Origin of the sequence: Formosa sediminum (assembly GCF_007197735.1) — a bacterium.
Taxonomy (GTDB): Bacteria; Bacteroidota; Bacteroidia; order Flavobacteriales; family Flavobacteriaceae; genus Formosa; species Formosa sediminum.
Map to the genome: position 1 here is coordinate 134,277 of NZ_CP041637.1, position 19,821 is coordinate 154,097.

General features: G+C 31.6%; 19 protein-coding genes. 9 read left to right on the plus strand and 10 right to left on the minus strand.

What is annotated here, in order from left to right:
- Window position 1 precedes the first annotated feature (1 nt).
- From FNB79_RS00640 to typA, 7 genes are all read right to left on the minus strand, one after another.
- Window positions 2–1,360: an O-antigen translocase gene (locus tag FNB79_RS00640; RefSeq protein ID WP_143379459.1), complete on the minus strand. Its 1,359-nt coding sequence runs from the start codon at window positions 1,358–1,360 to the stop codon at window positions 2–4.
- Window positions 1,361–2,461, minus strand: coding sequence for a DegT/DnrJ/EryC1/StrS family aminotransferase (locus FNB79_RS00645; protein ID WP_143379460.1), 1,101 nt, complete (start codon window positions 2,459–2,461; stop codon window positions 1,361–1,363). It abuts the gene before it with no gap.
- Window positions 2,458–3,435 (minus strand): GNAT family N-acetyltransferase, encoded by a 978-nt coding sequence (locus FNB79_RS00650; RefSeq protein WP_143379461.1) that lies wholly within the window; start codon window positions 3,433–3,435, stop codon window positions 2,458–2,460. The genes FNB79_RS00645 and FNB79_RS00650 overlap by 4 nt, the downstream gene beginning before the upstream one ends.
- A gap of 16 nt (window positions 3,436–3,451) precedes the next feature.
- Complete coding sequence (locus FNB79_RS00655; RefSeq protein ID WP_185967815.1) at window positions 3,452–4,360, minus strand: hypothetical protein; 909 nt, start codon at window positions 4,358–4,360, stop codon at window positions 3,452–3,454.
- Entirely contained in the window at window positions 4,361–5,725 is a 1,365-nt protein-coding gene (locus tag FNB79_RS00660; RefSeq protein WP_317129209.1) for an MBOAT family O-acyltransferase, read from the minus strand.
- Between the two features lie 194 nt (window positions 5,726–5,919).
- Window positions 5,920–6,150 (minus strand): uroporphyrinogen decarboxylase, encoded by a 231-nt coding sequence (locus tag FNB79_RS00665; protein WP_143379464.1) that lies wholly within the window; start codon window positions 6,148–6,150, stop codon window positions 5,920–5,922.
- Window positions 6,151–6,260: 110 nt separating this feature from the next.
- A complete protein-coding gene (gene typA / locus FNB79_RS00670; RefSeq protein WP_143379465.1) occupies window positions 6,261–8,060 on the minus strand; it encodes a translational GTPase TypA in 1,800 nt (599 codons plus the stop codon).
- A 504-nt stretch (window positions 8,061–8,564) separates the two neighbouring features.
- Here typA and kdsA point away from each other — a divergent pair.
- From kdsA to FNB79_RS00690, 4 genes are read left to right on the plus strand one after another with little or no spacing between them, the layout of a single operon-like run.
- Window positions 8,565–9,383, plus strand: coding sequence for a 3-deoxy-8-phosphooctulonate synthase (gene kdsA, locus FNB79_RS00675; protein WP_143379466.1), 819 nt, complete (start codon window positions 8,565–8,567; stop codon window positions 9,381–9,383).
- A 21-nt stretch (window positions 9,384–9,404) separates the two neighbouring features.
- Window positions 9,405–10,262 carry a hypothetical protein gene (locus tag FNB79_RS00680; protein ID WP_185967816.1) on the plus strand — a complete coding sequence of 286 codons (858 nt, stop codon included), beginning with the start codon at window positions 9,405–9,407 and terminating at the stop codon, window positions 10,260–10,262.
- A gap of 16 nt (window positions 10,263–10,278) precedes the next feature.
- Entirely contained in the window at window positions 10,279–11,085 is an 807-nt protein-coding gene (locus tag FNB79_RS00685) for an META domain-containing protein (RefSeq protein WP_143379467.1), read from the plus strand.
- Window positions 11,086–11,087: 2 nt separating this feature from the next.
- Window positions 11,088–11,555, plus strand: coding sequence for a GNAT family N-acetyltransferase (locus FNB79_RS00690; protein ID WP_143379468.1), 468 nt, complete (start codon window positions 11,088–11,090; stop codon window positions 11,553–11,555).
- A 19-nt stretch (window positions 11,556–11,574) separates the two neighbouring features.
- Here the strand turns inward: FNB79_RS00690 and FNB79_RS00695 are convergent, their stop codons facing one another.
- On the minus strand, window positions 11,575–11,925 hold the full coding sequence (locus FNB79_RS00695) for a DUF1801 domain-containing protein (RefSeq protein WP_143379469.1): 351 nt from the start codon (window positions 11,923–11,925) through the stop codon (window positions 11,575–11,577).
- Between the two features lie 167 nt (window positions 11,926–12,092).
- Here FNB79_RS00695 and FNB79_RS00700 point away from each other — a divergent pair, with 167 nt between their 5' ends.
- The 5 genes from FNB79_RS00700 (at window position 12,093) to FNB79_RS00720 (ending at window position 17,480) form a co-directional block, all read left to right on the plus strand.
- Window positions 12,093–14,486, plus strand: coding sequence for a TonB-dependent receptor (locus FNB79_RS00700; protein WP_143379470.1), 2,394 nt, complete (start codon window positions 12,093–12,095; stop codon window positions 14,484–14,486).
- 15 nt (window positions 14,487–14,501) lie between these two features.
- Window positions 14,502–15,218 carry a DUF4198 domain-containing protein gene (locus tag FNB79_RS00705; protein ID WP_143379471.1) on the plus strand — a complete coding sequence of 239 codons (717 nt, stop codon included), beginning with the start codon at window positions 14,502–14,504 and terminating at the stop codon, window positions 15,216–15,218.
- A 61-nt stretch (window positions 15,219–15,279) separates the two neighbouring features.
- Window positions 15,280–15,618, plus strand: a complete 339-nt coding sequence (locus tag FNB79_RS00710; protein WP_143379472.1) for a hypothetical protein — start codon at window positions 15,280–15,282, stop codon at window positions 15,616–15,618.
- Window positions 15,619–15,628: 10 nt separating this feature from the next.
- On the plus strand, window positions 15,629–15,928 hold the full coding sequence (locus FNB79_RS00715; protein ID WP_143379473.1) for a hypothetical protein: 300 nt from the start codon (window positions 15,629–15,631) through the stop codon (window positions 15,926–15,928).
- Between the two features lie 4 nt (window positions 15,929–15,932).
- The gene (locus tag FNB79_RS00720; protein ID WP_143379474.1) at window positions 15,933–17,480 is read left to right on the plus strand and encodes a PepSY-associated TM helix domain-containing protein; all 1,548 of its coding nucleotides are present in this window, start codon (window positions 15,933–15,935) and stop codon (window positions 17,478–17,480) included.
- Window positions 17,481–17,488: 8 nt separating this feature from the next.
- Here the strand turns inward: FNB79_RS00720 and FNB79_RS00725 are convergent, their stop codons facing one another.
- Window positions 17,489–18,421 carry an FRG domain-containing protein gene (locus FNB79_RS00725; RefSeq protein ID WP_185967817.1) on the minus strand — a complete coding sequence of 311 codons (933 nt, stop codon included), beginning with the start codon at window positions 18,419–18,421 and terminating at the stop codon, window positions 17,489–17,491.
- A gap of 13 nt (window positions 18,422–18,434) precedes the next feature.
- Entirely contained in the window at window positions 18,435–19,640 is a 1,206-nt protein-coding gene (locus FNB79_RS00730) for an NAD(P)-dependent oxidoreductase (protein ID WP_143379476.1), read from the minus strand.
- Window positions 19,641–19,821: the final 181 nt, after the last annotated feature.

A 19,821-nucleotide genomic window follows, 5' to 3' on the forward strand; every position in this document is an offset into this window, starting at 1 on the left:
ACTAGGTGTCTTTAGTCTTCTCATTATCGTCATCATCTAAATATGGTTCTTCCTCTTTAATAAGTTGTTCTTCAGGAATAACCCCAAATAAAGACGAACTAAAAATTAGTAATATTATTCCATAATACATCACATACGTCACAAAATGAGCAATTGTAGCACCTTTTACCCCATATAAGTCTATAAAATATATACTTGTTAAATACATAATCATTACCGAAAATGCTTCAGTAATAATATAATGCCAAAACATTTTTTTAGCCAAAAATTGATATGAAATTACGACAGAAAGCACTTTTACAAAATCTCCTAAAAGTTGCCATAAAAAGAGATCTTCAACAGGTTTAAATTCATCTGTAAAAACTATAGCTATAATAAAACGTTTAAGTAAAAAAATTACTAATAACCCCAATCCAAATACAGGGATAATAGTCTTATAAAACCCAAAAACCTCTTCTCTAAATTCTTTATTATTGTCAATTTCTGAAAAACGAGGCAAAATGTATAATGACATTAAAGAACTAACAAACATTAGGTAATATTTAGAAATCCTAACCATGGCCTCCCAGAAACCAGCTTCCTTATAACCAATATTATCTATGATATACGTTCGAATTGAAATGGCTACAAGCGGTAGTATTATTGCTGAAAATAAAGCCATAATAGAATAAGAACTCAAGTTTTTTATATTCGTAAAGTTAACCTGACTCGCTTTAATTAAAGGTATTAAACTTCGCTGATTAACAACACCGACTAATGTAATTAAGAAAATTATAGACTCTGATACCACTATTGAGATTAAAGCCCCATCTATTTTATTTTGATATATTAAAATTAATGTAATGGAAGCACCCAAAATTTGCCCAATAATATTAATTATTAGCAACATTTTATACTTAGAAAATCCATTCATTATTGAAAATGCAAACATATTCATGGAATAGAAAGGTAAAGCAATAGCCATGACTCGTATTACATATGCATAGTCATTATATGTAGGAAATATTAATATGTTTATATATTCTGCATTATAGTAGCATAAAAAAGATACTATAATCGTTGAAATAAATCCGATATAAAATGCTGTAGAAAGTGTTTTAGTAAGCTCGACTGTATTGTTTTTAAATTCTGCAATGTATTTAACCAATCCGTTATACATTCCTAAAACAGCAAAGGATTGTAAAGAGCTCACCAAGTTTCTTAAATTACCTATTAATGCCAAACCTTCTGCTCCAATAAAAATTGCAATGGCCTTAGAGGTTAAAAAACCTGTCACTATTTTAGTTATTACAGATGCCGAGTTAAGTGAAGCAACTTTAATTAAAACATTGTTATTTATATAATCTATTAATTTTCTCAATTAATATGTATTTAAAACATTTATTAAATAATTCACATCATCATTACTCATAACAGGACTTATGGGCAAACTCACAACGGTATTATGAATTTGCTCTGTTATTGGCAACTTTAAATGATTAAAACCACGTAAAGCATCTTGTTTATGAGGAGGAATTGGATAATGATTTAAGGTTTCAATGTTATGTTTTAGTAAATACGACATAAACTCTTCTTTTTTATTTACTCGCACAACAAACAAATGAAACACATGAGACTTAGACTCTGTGCATAAAGGTAATATTATTTTATTATTTTTAACTTTTGAGAGATACTGATTTGCTACTTTTCGACGAAAATCATTATCGGTATCGAGTTGCTTTAATTTTACACTCAAAAATAGAGCTTGAATTTCATCCAATCTAGAATTACAACCTGCAAGTTTATTTACGTATTTAGAGGTTGTTCCATAGTTAGAGAGCATTTTAATGGTTTGTGCTAATTGAGTGTTATTTGTGGTAACCGCACCTGCATCTCCCAAGGCTCCCAAATTTTTGGCAGGATAAAAACTAAATGCAGCAGCATTGCCTAAATTTCCAGCTCTACGATTATCTTTATATGTAGCTCCATGAGCTTGGGCAGCATCTTCAATAATAAGCAGATTATTAGACCCTGCAAACTGTTGGATGGCATCCATATTGGCCAATTGCCCATATAAATGCACCACTAATACCGCTTTAGTTTTCGTGGTGATTTTACGCTTTACATCGGCTATAGATATATTATAAGTATCTAAGTCGGGCTCAACAAACACAGGTATTAAGTCTGCCTGAATTATTCCTAAAATACTTGCGATATAAGTGTTAGCAGGCACTAAAACCTCATCGCCTTTTTGTAATTCACCTAAAGCCATATAGGCTTTTAAAATTAGAGTAATAGCATCTAAACCATTACCAACTCCAATAGCATATTTAGTACCACAATAATTTGCAAACTCGGTTTCGAAAGTAGCAACACCATGTCCTAAAATATAATGCCCAGAATCTATAAATGTTTTAAATTTTGCCTGAAAATCTACTTCAAAGCGTTGGTTAATTTTATGTAAGTCTAAAAATTTAATCATAATAAAACAGCATCCAAAAGTGCAACATTCTTTGTTTCTAAACTGTAAAAGTCTTGAATAATTGTTCGTGCGCCAAAACCTTCTTTCCAAAACTGAAGGCCTTCGTTAAGCTGTTTACCATTATTTTCATTAGATGTTCCAAAATCAAAATACAATTTATCTTTAAAAACAGTTTGAATTAAATGTGCATGTAAAACATCTAAACTTCCCAATTCATTTTTAGAAGCATTCCCAGAAATGTATTGTGAATGTGCCACAACATCGGTTACAAACACCGTAGTTCCTGCGACAATCTGTCCGTTATAATATGCATTAAACTGTCTTATTTGTTCTGGAAATTTTGTTTTAAGAAGCGTAATTTCTTCTAAACTATGCACGGGTTTAGCTTGGTGTTTTTTAGATAAATTAGGAATTAAAATTGTGTTCCAAAAAGCATCAAAAGTTTGTTCTTCTTTTATAATTATTTGGTGTTTTTTAGCACGTTTACAACCTTCTAATCTGCTTTTAGAAAATGGCAATGGTGCTTGCAAATTAATTACAGACAATAAATCTCTTCGATACAAATTGGCATTCATTAAAAACATTAAATACAACAGTTCATCGTTTGGTATTATAGAATATATAGCCGGTAAAATTTTGATATTAAATGTTAAAACATCTTCAGCATACAACCATTTGAGTATCGCTTTAAAACATTCAAATACAATTTTAAACTTTGTATTAGGTTCTAACACTATACCTCCATACGTTAATCCTTGATGAGAATATAAAACCTGATCTTTAATATTTGCAGGTAAAACCGCTATAAGTTTATTGTTTTTATATACTAATAGCGAACAGTCTGTAAAACGATCTTTATGGTAGTCCATAAAATCTCTATGGAATAAAAAAGTCGCGTTTTTAGCTTTAGACACAAACATGTTCCATGCCTTTAAATGTGTCTCATTATATCGTTCTACCCTAAACTGATTCATAAGTTAAAAATACATTTTATTGAGTAAGTAAACTATCAATTAGTTTTGAAAATTTTTCTGCGCCCGTTGCATTTAAATGATCTACATCAATAAAGTCTTGTTTATCAAAACGTTTATCATTTAACAAATTAAAATACCTACAATTCTCATACTGCTGTTGCATATTAACACCCGCATCTATGGTTTTCCTTAATTGAAGAGTATCTAGTTTATTAACATAGCTATGGTAAGCTGGCATGGTAACGAGTAAAACATTTATATTATGTTTATTACACATTTTAACTATACGTTCTAATATGTTTACATTCTCGGTATAGTAATTATCTGTAATTGCAGTATGTTTTTTAGCTATACGCTCGCCTAATGTCTCTAGGTTTACTAATTTAGACGCGTCCATATGCATACTCCACCCTGAAGTATTAGTATGCTCAATTTCTTTTTTTAAGATATAATAGTTGTATAATCGTTCAATATTATATTTTAATTTAACACTAAACATTTCAAAATGATATTTTAATTTGGTCTCTGTATGTACCGTTGTATAGATTGCATAATCTTTAAGTCTCCAACGTTCGTCTCCTTTTTTTAATTGCTCAAAAGGTGTGGTATAAGACCACCTTAAAACTACTGTACTTAAAGCCTGTAATTCTGTAATATATTGACTAACAATATCGTAATCAATATCTATAGTTTGAGATACATTGCCGTAGTTTAAAGCTTTATCTGTTAAAAAATCGGGGTTAATACCATATAAAACATGAGAACTTCCTACAAGAAGTGTTTGTATACTATCTTTATTTTCAATTAAATAATTTGATTTTATTTGGTACGCATTGGGAATTTGACGCAATAAAAATTCCATAGAACATCCTATTACCAAAATTGGTAAACAAAACAACAATAATAGGTTTAAGAACTTTTTCATTTAAAATTGAAAATAAATAAATTGTTGGGGCTTTGCGTAAAAATAAAAGATACAGCATACAAGAACGTAATAAAAACACCATCTGTAGGACCGTTTCCAAGTAACAGCAAATTGTTCTATTGCATATTCGTTTGTTTTACCAACCCATTCAATACTCATAAAAACAAGTATAACTATAAAAAGGACAATAGCATCTATACGATTTGCAAACTCTGGAACTGTAAAAAAGGAAACCGAAAATATTTTACTCAGATAACTAACTCCCGTTTGTAAATTATCTGCTCTAAAAAACACGCGTACTAAAACTAGAAACGCAAAGGTTTTAACCATACCAATAAACTCGGCACGACTTGGAATTAGATGATTAGTGTTTACATCGTTTCTATCTGTTCGTTTTGGACGCCAAATAATAAGTGGTAAAAAATATAAGGCATTGATAAATCCATATACTATAAATTTCCAAGCAGCACCGTGCCAAAAACCTATCAAAACAAAAAGCAAAATGGTATTTCTTATTTGAAAGGCTTTAGTTCCTTGATTTCCTCCTAAAGGAATATACACATAATCTCTAAACCATGTGGTTAACGACATGTGCCAACGACGCCAAAATTGGGCTATATTTTTAGCAAAATATGGGAATGCAAAGTTCTTGGATAAATTAAATCCGAATAAACGAGATACACCAATTGCAATATCTGAGTATCCAGAAAAATCACAATAAATTTGAATGGTGAAAAAGAAAGCTCCTATTAATAATGTACTTCCTGAATAGGCTTCATAATGACCAAAAAATTCATCTACAAAACGTGCACAATTATCTGCGATAACCATTTTTTTAAACAATCCCCAAAGCGCTTGTTTTAGTCCGTCTTTTGCTTTTTCAAAATCAAATACCCGTGTAGTTTCAAACTGTGGTAATAATTTCTTAGCACGTTCTATGGGTCCTGCAACTAACTGCGGAAAAAAACTAACAAACGCCATAAAACTAATAAAATTCTTTGTTGGTTCTAGCTGTTTTCTGTAAATGTCTATCGTATAACTTAAGGTTTGAAACGTGTAGAAACTAATACCTACTGGCAGAATAATATTTAAGGATGAATAACGTAAATTGGCACCAAACGCTGTAAAGGCATTAACAAAATTCTCTAAAAAGAAATTATAATATTTAAAAAAACCAAGTAAACCAAGGTTTACACAAATACTAACCCATAGTAGTAATTTTCTTTTAAAATGATCTTGTTCTTTACTAAGTGCTAGGCCAATACAATAATCTATGCAAGTACTAAAAAAAATGAGAGAAAGAAAACGCCAATCCCACCAAGCATAAAACATATAACTTGCAATAACAAGAAGCGTATTTTGCACACCTAACTTCCTATTACAAACAAACCAATACAGTATAAAAACTATCGGTAAAAATACAGCAAAATCTAGGGAGTTAAATAGCATAAAAGAGCGCTTCTCTATATATCAGATTAAATTTAATAGCGAATATATAATATTTTGTGGAGTGTATTACTTTACTTAATCTTTCTTATAATTTTTACAGGCCATTAGTATTATCCTTTCTTCAGAAATAAATAATAAGCATTTATAAGCATGATGGATCCATTAGTAATTACTACCGGCCAAGATGTATCAAGCATAATACCATATACTACAAAAAGTGCACAACCTACAGAATTTACTATTCTTAGTTTAGTAACATCTTTCATTGTAAACGACACTAATAATACAAAAGAAGCTAAATAACCAACCCACTCCGTTACTGAAATGCCTAACATGTCCATAGTTTTATTTTTAAATTAGTATAGAAAACAAAAAAGAGGAACCCAAATGGATTCCTCTTTTAAATATATCGATTATTTTAAAAACAACTAGTAAATAGTCGTATAAAATATTAAATAATCTTGTTACGCTTACGCTCTACTTCGGTTAAATGAATTTTACGAATTCGTAAGAAATTTGGTGTAACTTCTACATACTCGTCTTTTTGGATGTATTCTAAAGCTTCTTCTAAAGAGAATTTAATTGCAGGAACAATTTTAGCTTTATCATCTGCACCAGACGAACGTACGTTACTTAGTTTTTTAGTTTTAGTAATATTTACTGTCATATCGTCTTGACGAGAATTCTCTCCAATAACTTGACCTTCATAAATATCTTCACCTGGATCTACGAAAAACTTACCACGATCTTGTAATTTATCAATCGAGTAAGGAATTGCTGTACCTTTTTCCATAGAAACTAAAGATCCGTTTTGACGCTCTGGAATACCTCCTTTTAAAGGCTGATATTCTTTAAAACGGTGTGCCATAATAGCCTCTCCAGCTGTAGCTGTTAATAATTGGTTACGTAATCCAATAATACCACGAGAAGGTACCATAAATTCAATTACCATACGCTCTCCTTTAGCTTCCATGCTTAACATTTCTCCTTTACGCATAGTCACTAACTCTACAGCTTTACCAGAAACATTTTCAGGTAAATCTATAGTCATTTCTTCTACTGGCTCACATTTTACACCATCAATTTCTTTGATGATTACTTGAGGCTGACCAATTTGAAGTTCATAACCTTCACGACGCATTGTTTCAATTAAAACAGATAAGTGAAGTACACCACGACCAAAGACTAAAAATTTATCTGCACTATCGGTTTCTTGAACACGTAATGCTAAGTTTTTCTCTAATTCTTTTGTTAAACGGTCTTTGATATGACGTGATGTTACAAACTTTCCGTCTTTCCCAAAGAAAGGAGAATCGTTAATTGTAAACAACATACTCATTGTTGGCTCATCAATAGTAATTGTTTTTAAAGCCTCAGGATTTTCAAAATCGGCAACAGTATCTCCAATTTCAAAACCTTCTAAACCAACAATAGCACAAATATCTCCAGTTTGTACTTCGTCTACTTTTATACGTCCAAGTCCTTCAAAAACATGAAGTTCTTTTATTTTATTTTTTACTATACTACCATCTCTTTTTACTAAAGAGATATTCTGACCAACTTTTAATTCACCTCGTGTTAAACGTCCAATAGCGATACGACCTGTAAAACTAGAGAAGTCTAAAGAAGTAATTAACATTTGTGTTGTGCCTTGCTCAAATTTTGGTGCTGGAATGTGCTCAATCACCATATCTAATAAAGGCTCGATGTTTTCTGTTTGGTTTTTCCAATCGTCGCTCATCCAGTTATTTTTTGCTGAACCGTAAACTGTTGGAAAATCTAATTGCCATTCTTCTGCTCCTAATTCGAACATTAAGTCGAATACCTTTTCATGTACTTCTTCTGGCGTACAGTTTTCTTTATCTACTTTGTTAACAACCACACATGGTTTTAACCCTAAGTCGATTGCTTTTTGTAATACGAAACGCGTTTGTGGCATAGGCCCTTCAAAAGCATCTACCAATAATAACACACCATCGGCCATGTTTAATACACGCTCTACCTCACCACCAAAATCGGCGTGACCAGGGGTATCAATGATATTGATTTTTGTGTCTTTATAAATAACTGAAACGTTTTTAGACGTAATAGTTATCCCTCTCTCACGTTCTAAATCATTATTATCAAGGATTAAATCTCCTGTGTTTTCGTTTTCACGGAATAATTGACAGTGGTACATAATTTTATCTACCAGGGTTGTTTTACCGTGATCTACGTGTGCAATAATTGCAATGTTTTTAATATTAGCCATAAATTTGATGCCTTATTTAAGCGTGCAAATGTACACTATATTTTTATAGAATAATGTATATTATCTCATAAATTAATCATATAATAATCTGGCAACCTAATTATATAACATCTATATAGATTTTTCAACAAAACAACTCCTTATCAATTGTATATCAAATTATTAAAAAAGTCTCCCTTAATTATTAAATACACAATTACAGCATATACTACTTACCATTAATAATCATATTAACAAAATCACAACAACTAGATGTACTTACTACCTGCTTAAAAACATCTAATCCTAACAATTAATTAGGTGTGTTTTTATTACGGGTTAGGATTTTGTTTTTTTTACGCATCTCATTTCCAGCCTAACTGTATACATAATATAATTAAGCTTGTTTTACTTTTTTATACTTTTCTTTCAAATTTCCTGCTATATCCTACAAACAACTTAGCATTCACCTGTAATAGCGTATTAATTTTCCGTATCTTTGCAGCTTAAAAACTTTAATACAGTATGAACCTTTCAGATGTTCCTCAATTAAAATATATTGATGCTGATAATTTCTTCCTACTCTCTGGCCCTTGTGCAATTGAAGGTGAAGACATGGCATTACGTATTGCCGAAAAAATAGTTAAAATCACTGACGATTTACAGATTCCTTATATTTTTAAAGGGAGTTTTAAGAAAGCCAACCGCAGTAGAATTGATAGTTTTACAGGAATTGGTGATGAAAAAGCACTTAAAATTTTAAAGAAAGTTTCAGACACATTTCATATTCCAACTGTAACAGATATTCATGAAATCTCTGATGCAGCCATGGCTGCAGAATATGTAGATGTATTACAAATCCCTGCATTTTTAGTTCGCCAAACAGATTTAGTTGTTGCGGCAGCCCAAACTGGTAAAGTTATAAACTTAAAAAAAGGACAATTTATGAGTCCAGAGGCCATGAAACATGCCGTACAAAAAGTAAAAGACTCTGGAAACGATAAAGCTTGGATTACAGATCGAGGAACTATGTTTGGTTACCAAGATATGATTGTAGATTTTAGAGGTATACCAACCATGCGCCAATATGCGCCTACAATATTAGATGTAACACATTCCCTACAACAGCCTAACCAAACTAGTGGTGTGACAGGCGGAAGACCAGATATGATTGAGACCATTGCTAGAGCTGGTATTGTAAACAATGTAGATGGGTTATTTATTGAAACACATTTCGATCCTGCAAACGCTAAAAGTGATGGCGCAAACATGTTACATTTAGATCACCTAGAAGGATTATTAAGGCATTTAGTTGCAATTAGAAAAACTGTAACTGCTTTTTAATTCTTTATACCCCCCTTTTTAATGAAAATTCAAACTATTATAATGGTAATAGGTAGTATGCTATTACCATTATTAAACACTAATGCCCAAGATTTAGAAACTGTAAAATACACTGCAACTAATAAAGGAAAGTTCTTTGTAAGTTGGGGCGGAAACAGGGATCATTTCTCTAATTCGGATATTACTTTTACGGGAGATGATTACAATTTTACATTATATGATGTAGCTGCGCATGATAAACCCAAAGGTTGGCATGTAGATTATATAAATCCTGCAAATATGACCATTCCTCAAACTAATTTTAGATTGGGGTATTTTATTAGTGATCATTATGCAGTAACGCTGAGTTTAGACCACATGAAATATGTAATGACGCAAGATCAAACAGTTCGTGCTAACGGCTATATTAATATTCCAGAAAACGACGAAAGCTCCCTTTATAACAACAGTTTTCAAGATTCGCCTGTATTGTTACACAAAGGATTTTTAACTTTCGAGCATACAGATGGTTTAAACTATATACATACAGAAATTGCTAGGTTCGATGATATTTCTAAGCTTTTCGGAATAAATAACACAGATGTCTTTCAGGTAAAGTTAACAGAATCTGTTGGTGGTGGAGTTTTATACCCTAAAACGAATGCTAAAGTCTTTGCTTACAAGAGAAACGACGATTTCCATATTGCAGGATACGGACTTTCTACTAGTGCTGGTTTAAATCTTACCTTTTTTAAACACTTTTTTATTCAAGGCGATTTAAAAGGAGGTTTTATCAATTTACCAGATATTAGAACAACAAAAAATCCTTCAGATCGTGCTTCACAGCACTTTTTCTTTTACGAAACAATTTTTTCAATTGGTAGTATTTTTAGGCTATAATGTTTATTTTTAAGGCATGAAACATCTATTAAACAGCTTATTGTCCTTACTTTTTATTTTGATTGTGAGTTGTGGCCACTCTAAAAAAGAGACAAACAAATCAGATTCGACTGTAAAAAGTATTACCAATTCTATAGCAAAAACTACTGCTGCAGATATGCCTGAACATAATACGTTTGCATTTTTTAAAAGCTCTGGAGAAAATTCAGAATGGAATTTAGAGTTGTCTGAAAATGCAATTAAGTTTTCAATTAAAACTGAAGATTATTATTTTCCACTTCCAAAACCTGTGCTTGCTTCAGACGCAAACATTAAATCGTATCGTACAAAAACAGAATTGGGACACATTAACATTAAAATTGCAATGACCGAATGTGTAGATGCTCAATCAAAAACACATCCCTATTCAGTTTCTATAGATTTTAAACAAGCTTCAGCAACAGATTTTACTACTTATCAAGGTTGTGGAGACTATATTACAGATTACCGATTACATGACATCTGGGTGTTAGAAACCATTGCTAATGACTCTATTAGTATTGCACACTTTGCAAAAGAATTACCCAAAATGGAGATTAATACTCGCACAAACACTTTCATGGGGTATGCTGGTTGCAATACTATGAATGGCACTATTTTTTCTGAACAATCTAAAATTAGATTCACAAAAATTGCAGTCACAAAAAAAATGTGTTTACAAGATAACCTAGAAGCTCAATTTATAAAAGCTTTAAAACGTAGTACTGAATTTAAAATTGAAAACAACCGCTTGTATTTATCGAATCCAGATGAAAATACGCTGACCTTTAAAAAAGTGGACTAATTATGGATATTACCATTAGACAAGCAACCCCTGAAGATGTAGCAGATATTACCACCTTGTTTAGAGATACCATTATTAATGTTAATGCTTTAGATTATAATGAAAAACAAATAGCTGCTTGGGCATCTGTAGCCAACGACACAGATATTTGGATAGAACGCATATCTGATTTTTACTTTATTGTAGCCGAACGTGATACTGAAATTGTAGGATTTGCCTATTTAAAAAAAGGCTATTATCTAGATGGTTTATTTGTACATAAAGACCACCAAAGACAAGGCATAGCTTCTGCTCTATTGCGAACTATAGAATCGCAGGTTATGATTGAAGATTACCCTGAAATTAGAACCGATGTGAGCATTACCGCTTTACCGTTTTTTGAAGATCGCTATTTTGATATTGTAAAGAAGCAGAAAAAAACATTTAAAGGCATGGCTTTTCAAAATTATATCATGAAGAAAACGCTTTAAATTCTAATAAATTAAAGATTTACGCTTTAATTTCTGAAGCAAATCCCAAAAGTTCCACAAATCGTATTTCATCTAAATCTTCTAGATTTTTAATATGAATAGACCGCACCCGTTTACGATTATTTGCATCTTGCAACTCTGGAAATTTAGTTTCTAAAAGCACACCATCCATAAACACCACGTCTACATAATCTGTACCTTTTAATATATTAAGAAACACAAAAGGCTTCTTATTATAATAGTAAAACGGAAGTTTGTAACTATATTTTTCTTCAACCTCTAGTGTTTTCATAATAACACTACGCACGTATAACATAATAGATTGATAAGGTTCGGGTTGACGGAGAATATGTTCTTCTGCAGGTTTCAAAAAGATAAAATTTTAATCTAATATAATACTAAAGCCTAAAAATCAAGTAGTACAAAACTTCAATTTCCTTTTATTTAAAATTATTATAAATAAGTTTTGGTTAATCTAATACGCTAACATACATTTGTCAAAAATTTTATAATTAATAACTAGTCTAAATAAGAACAATGAAAACATTATTCAGTTTTGCTGCGCTATTACTAACATCTTTTGTTATTAATGCTCAACAAATTATTGTAAGCGGTACTGTAACAGATGCAGAAAACACTCCTATTGTAGGGGCAAATATTTCTTTAAAACATACAACTAACGGAAGTCAAACCGATATTGATGGCCACTTTGAAATCAAAAATATAGAAGCTGGAGACTATACAGCTATTGTATCCTATTTAGGATATAAAACAAAAGAAGTGCCTTTTACAGTTGCTAACAGCAATATTACGTTACCAAATATTACGCTTTACGAAGGACAAGAAATCCTATCTGAAGTCGTTATCGATGGAAAACGTCGTAATATGTTTGCTAGAAAGCAAACCGCCTATGTATCTAAACTCCCTTTAAAAGATTTAGAAAACACACAAGTTTACTCTACAATTACTACAGACATTTTAGAATCTCAAATAGCAACAAACTTTGAAGATGCTTTAGATAACGCAACAGGTATACAGCAACTATGGACGTCTACCGGTCGTGGTGGCGATGGTGCTGGATATTATTCTTTACGTGGATTTAGCGTACAACCCCAATTAGTTAACGGTGTTCCTGGATTAACCAACGGAACAATTAACGCGGCTAATATTGAGCGCATTGAAGTTATTAAAGGGCCTTCGGCAACGCTTTTTGGATCTTCGGTAACGTCTTACGGTGGATTAATTAATGTGGTTACAAAAAAACCTTATAAAGGTTTTGGCGGACAAATTTCTTATACGGCAGGATCTTATGGATTAAACGTATTAACAGGAGATTTTAATACGGCTTTAGATAAAGACGAAAATCTATATTTCAGATTAAATACTTCATACCACACAGAAGATAGTTTCCAAGATGCTGGTTTTAAAAAATCATTCTTTGTAGCTCCTTCGTTATCATACCAAGTTAATAACAGATTATCGTTTTCTTTCTACGGAGAAATTACACAATCTGAAAAAACAAATCCAACCATGTTATTCCTAAGTCGTTACGCAACTATGCAATACGAGGATTTAGATGACTTAGGTTACGATTACAAAACATCTTACACAAGTAATGCCTTAACTTTAGAAAACCCTACACAAAATTACCGTGTAGAAATGGACTATAAATTATCAGACACTTGGAACTCTCAAACTATAGTTTCTAGAAGTGTGACTTCTACTAAAGGGTATTATACTTACTTATACGATTTAACTGGTGAAGGCACATTTTCGCGTTATTTAAACAAGCAAGACGCCTTAACAAGAACAACAGATATTCAGCAAAATTTTAATGGTGATTTTAAAATCGGAAACTTAAGAAACAGAATCGTTGCTGGTTTAGATTATTATACAGTAACCAGTATAGATAATGGTAGTAGTTATGCCTATTACGGTGCTGTTACTCCAAGTACAAGTGAAGAAGTTGCCGGGTACCCATTAACAACCGCTGGTGTAGATGCTGCTTTAGCTACAGCCAGCATAAACAATTATAAAACACGTACTAATGTGTATAGTGCATATGTTTCAGATGTGTTAGATATTACCTCTAAATTATCTGCTATGGCAAGTGTACGTTTTGATCAATTTGATAACGAAGGCGACATAACTACCAATACAGATGATTACGACCAGTTTGCAATATCACCTAAATTTGGTTTATTATACCAACCTATAGAAGACAGATTGTCTGTATTTGCTAACTGGCAAAACGGATTTACCAACATCGCCCCTCAATTGGTAGGAGATCCTAGCTCGACAGAAGGTCAAACTTTAAAAAACTTTGAACCTGAAGAAGCAAACCAAATCGAATTTGGAGTTAAAACAAACTTCTTTAACAACCGTTTAAACGCTACTGTAAATTACTATAGTATTCTTGTAAATAACAGATTAATGACAGACCCTAATGATGCGTTTAATCAAATTCAAGATGGTGAAGTCTCAAGTAAAGGTTTCGAAATAGAAATTAATGCCAATCCAATAGATGGGTTAAACATTAGAGCTGGATATAGCTATAACGATAGTGAAATTGAAAAAGCAAGTACAGCGTCTACCGTAGGAGAACGTCCTGTAGATGCAGGTTCTGATGTGGTTTACAATTTATGGGCCGATTATATTTTTGAAACAGGTACTTTAGAAGGTTTCGGAATTGGAGCAGGATTTAATGGTGCAAGCGCACGTGATATAATAAATGCTTCAGGCTACACATCTGGTGTATTTAGCGTACCTAGTTATATTGTAGCTAATGCTTCTGTATATTATGCCGCAGACAAATACCGTATAGGATTAAAATTAAACAATATGTTTAATGAAGAATATTATTCTGGTTGGTCTACATTAACACCACAACAACCAAGAGCAGTTTTAGCTAACTTTGCATACAAATTCTAAAAACTCAATTCAATAATGAAAAAATTATTAGTAACATGTATTCTTTTAATTTGCATAGCAACGCCATCTTTTGCACATTATTTATGGATAGAAACTAAAGCCGAAGGCACCGTTGGTACCCCACAAGAAATACATGTGTTTTACGGCGAATACACTTATGGTGTTATCGAGCAAGTACAAGGAGAAGCATTTCCTAAAGTTAAAGATTTTACACTTTGGGTTGTAGATGCTAATGGTAAAAAAACACAATTAAAAGTTACAGCCAAAACAGATAGATATGTGGCTTCATTTACACCAACTGCAAATGGAACTTATACTATTGTGTTAGATAACGATAATATTGAAGTTATTGATTATACCGAATACGATTTTGGTATTTTTAAAACCCATTATAATAGTTCTGCAATTATACAGGTAGGAAACAAAGTAACAAATACCAATAATGTAAATAAAACAGGAATATCTGTTATTGAAGTTGATAATACCTCTCACGATATTAAGCTACAAATTTTATTTAAAGGACAACCGTTAAAAGATCAAGAAGTTGATATCTTTGTGGCCGATAATTGGTCTAAAAAATTAACAACAGACAAGGATGGATATGTATCTTTTAAAACACCGTGGGACACCAAATATGTTATTGAAACCACAACAAAAGAAGAAGTCCCAGGAAAATTTAAAGGTAAAGATTATCAATTTATTTGGCATTGCGCTACCTATTGCATTCTGTAAAAACAATCTTAAAAACAACTCTAAATCTTAACATTTAGAGTTGTTTTAATTTATATAATATATGATTACGTTATCCATTTTATTGGTTATTATAGCATTCTATTTACACTATACAACCTCACAAAAAATGAAATCTGAAAATGTTTTGGGTATAGAACCATTACTAAATCAGCATACAAATTTGTGTAAAATTTTAAGTTATATATTATTAAGTATTTCCTGTATACTAACCATTAATGTATTTGGTTTAGCTGCTGGAATGTTTTCTTTTGTAATCTACCTCATGACTTTTGGAAGTCTAATTATACTCTTAGTTCCATTACAACTATTCAATTACAAATCGCTTAGCTTATTTACATTAATGTGCTTTGTTTTAGAATTTGTAGTACGTATCCCATAAATCTATTTTTATGCCTGCAAATAAAAAATATCTTTCTAAATCACCTTGGCAACGTTTTGCCAAAATCTCAGCTGGTTTTTTAGGTGGTTATTTGGTAACCATGTCTTTTCACTTAGCTTTAACAGCATGGGCAGATTCAACCACGGTAATAATTACCGCTGCATTTTCAGCATTTATCATGTGGGCTGTTCTTTTTGTAGTATCATTTCTAGCTAAAAACGGATGGAAAATTTGGGGGATTTACATCGCATTAACCATAGTATTTTCAACACTAATGTATTTAGGAGATTTATATAACCCGATAGTTTAATATAATGAGCGATAAAAGAGTTTACAACATTCTATTTCATACACATACTATAAGTGGTATTGTAATAAGTGTATTATTATACGTGATTTTTTTCGCGGGTTCATTCTCGTTTTTCAGAGACGAAATTATTAATTGGGAGCGTAATAACACAGTTAACAACACCGAAGCCCTACAAATGGATTTTGATGTTGCCCTTGATTCTTTACATAACACCTATAATTTAGATGGTAGAGATTTAGAGTTTTCGAAGCATTTTATAGAACAACGTATTGGTGTAATGATGTCTGCTCCTAAAGACTCCTTAGCCCCAAAAACTATTGAAACTCCAGGGTATTTTACACTAGATACTAAAGACTATTCTAAGCAAACTTATTTTGAACAATATACTTTAGGCGAATTTCTTTACAGACTGCATTTTTTTGCTCAAATGCAACCTATTGGCTACATACTAGCTGGTTTTATATCCTTCTTTTTTCTCTTTGCTATTATTACAGGTGTCATTGTGCATTGGAGCAAAATTGTATCTAACTTTTATACTTTTAGACCGTTTGCTAAACTAAAAACAGTGTGGACAGATGCGCATACTGCTTTGGGTGTAATCGGACTCCCATTTCAATTTGTATATGCAGTAACTGGAGCCTTTTTTATGATAAAAGCCATTATCATTGCCCCTACGGTAATGCTACTTTTTCATGGAGACGAAGCTAAATTTTATGACGATTTAGGATATGTGCACCCGCATTATGATTATGCAAACACTCCTTTAAATAAAGATTTTAGTCTGAATTACTATGTTAATAAAACAGAAGATTTATGGCCTGATTTTGACGTAACACAAATACATGTTTTTAATTATAATGATGCCAATATGCATGTTTTAATTGAAGGCCACTTAAAATACAAAACTAAATATAATGCGACTGGGGAAGCTATTTATAACGTAAGCACCGATGCATTAATACACGAAAAAAATCCTTATCAAGAAGCCACGTACTTAGACGGCGTAAAAAACGTTCTGTATAGAATACATTATGGGGATTATGGTGGAATTGCACTAAAACTTGTAAGCTTCTTACTTGGAATAATTTCCTGTTTAGTTATTATATCTGGAGTGATGATTTGGGGTGTTGCCAGAAATAAAAAAACCATTTCTGAAAAGAAAAGACGTTTTAACGAGTGGCTTGTTCGTATTTACCTTGCCATATGTTTAAGTATGTACCCAACAACTGCACTATCTTTTATAGCCGTAAAACTTAATGCACCTGCAAGCATGTCTTTTATTTACAGCTTTTATTTTATAAGTTGGTTGGTGTTTACAGTATTCTATATTTTGAAAAAAGATAATTATTTCACCAATAAAAACACGTTACTGTTAGGATCTATATTCGGATTTTTAATTCCGATTGCCAATGGAGTTTCCACCAATAATTGGATATGGATGAGTTTTAAAAACCAAAACTTCCAGTTGTTCTTTGTCGATTTGTTTTGGGTAATACTATCTGCCTTAACTTTGTATGTCTATTTTAAACTAAAGAAAAAACCTCAAGCTTAATTCCATTTTTATCTCTCATTAAAAAAGATTAAATCATATTTCAATCCTTGAATATCATTAAAAAGATAATTACCAGTTTTTTTCTTTTCTTCTAAGATATTAAAAGCACTTTTCAAATTGGGATGTTTTGAACTACTAGATTTATATAATTCATTATATTTTATTTTGAAAATCTTTACGATTGGCTCATCCAATTCTATTTCATTTTCATAAAAATAATCACATAAAAATTCAATTAAATCGTAATCATCATTACGTTGATTATCATATAAGATAAATGCTCCTTCCTGTTTTTTCAAATTAAAATTATCAACTCCCGATATATTTGACTCCGGAAACACATCTATTCCTAAATGAATTTTCTTCTTACCTTTATTCAAAATATTAGTTTCAAACTGGAATTTACCGTAATATTCTGAAACTAAATTGCTACTTATAACTGATAATTTTAAGGCTTCAATTAAAACTTTATAATTTATCTGATATATAGAGATTGAACAGTTTTCTGGATAAAAATTAGGAAAACCTTCCCTACAATAATTCCTATTTCCAACTGCATTCAATGAGGACATGGCAAAATATAATGCAACTAAAGGGTTATGTGTAAAATCAATTAAACAAGTTGGAATTCCATAATGTTGTAAATAATAAAGCTTACTTCTTAAATCTAGCTTGTTTAATTTTTTATCGGTTACAAACTGATTATTTCTATAATAAATATCAAAGAGATTAGTCTCCAACTGTTGATTAAGAAATGAGCAAAACATAATTTTTTTGAATTGTTCATTTCTATTATAAGAAGAAAACACTTTCCATTCCAAATAACCTCCTTTAAGAAAGGAGTTAGTTTGACCTCTATAAATGTATTTATCAGACTTTAAATCTGTACTAGCAATTTCAAAATATTTTTGAAGAGATATATTTATTTCCTTAACAACCATAATCTTTATGAATTCACTCTTTACCATCTACATAATCTTGCAGGTAAGCAAATCTAGGTGTTAATTTTCCATCGTGTGTCATGCGGGCACGCTCCAATATTCCATCAGCATCATTATTAAAGAATGCAGGGATTACGTGTTTTAAGAACATCTGTCCAAACCATATACTAGCATCGGAAGCTAATTCACTTGATAGATTATTTATAGCCATAACGGCAATGGCATCAGGTGCTTTAAAATCTGTTTCTAATCCTGTTTGCGGATTATAGCCATAAAAAGGATGCTCTATAGTTGAAGTTCGTATGGTTGATGCTAAAGCTCCATTGAGATCGCAACTAATATCTGCTACAACTTTAATTTTAAATCTAGCACTTTTTACATCTGCTTCTGTGTATAATGCAGGAGCTCCGTTACTAAAAAAATGTCCCGTAATTAGTAAATCTGTATGTTCAGCAAATTGATTAAAAGTAGATGCATAACGTTCTGGATGTTTGAAAAAATCTTTTATAGATTTCGCTTTGCCATCCATACGTGTATTATAATCTAATGTATTGATATTACAGTATACTGGTGTAGTAAAGGTTTTACTTACATAATCTTCAATACTCACTTTGGGGATTTTTAATACGTCTAATATTTCTAAAGCTCCCTTAGCAACATTTCCGTTACCTGTTAACAGAATTTTTATATTGGGAAGCTGTATTTTTTTTAAATGTGCATGTAATGCTTTTTGATCTGAGAGCATATTGGCTTTTGGTAACTCCCAACTATCGTATTTTAGGCCCCAAGCTCTAAACCCATTATAAGCACCAACTATACCAGCATAGCGTCCAAAACCAATAAGTCTATTTTGTTTTATATCGGTAATTGCCTCATGATCGTAGAACGTAATTTTTTTATCTAAAAGTGCACGTAACAATTCCCTGTTATAGGGTTGTTTTTTAAGGGTGTGAGAAAAGAAAAAATACGATTTATTTGGCACCAAGGAATCTATTGACACTTCGTTAACTCCAATAAACACATCGGAATCTGCGACATGTTTAAGCACTAAAAAACCTGTTAATTTATATACTTCATCAGGAAAAATTCTAATTTTAGATTTCTCGACTTTAAATTTAACTGCTGGATATTGTTGTTTTATTTGTAATAAGGTCTTTGGTGAAAACACTACACGCCTGTCTAAAGGCGATTTACGCTCTTTAATAATAGCAAATTTCATAGCAGCAAATTTAAAGATACTGACACCACATTGTATTGGCATAACTTTTGTACTAAATTACACGGAATTGCGAGTTTAAACAAATTTTTTAATAGCTTTGCAGTCCTAATTTTTTTCTTATTTTATTAAGATGAATTTTAGTCGCGTTAAGGATTGAAACGGCATCCTTTTTAATGTTTTA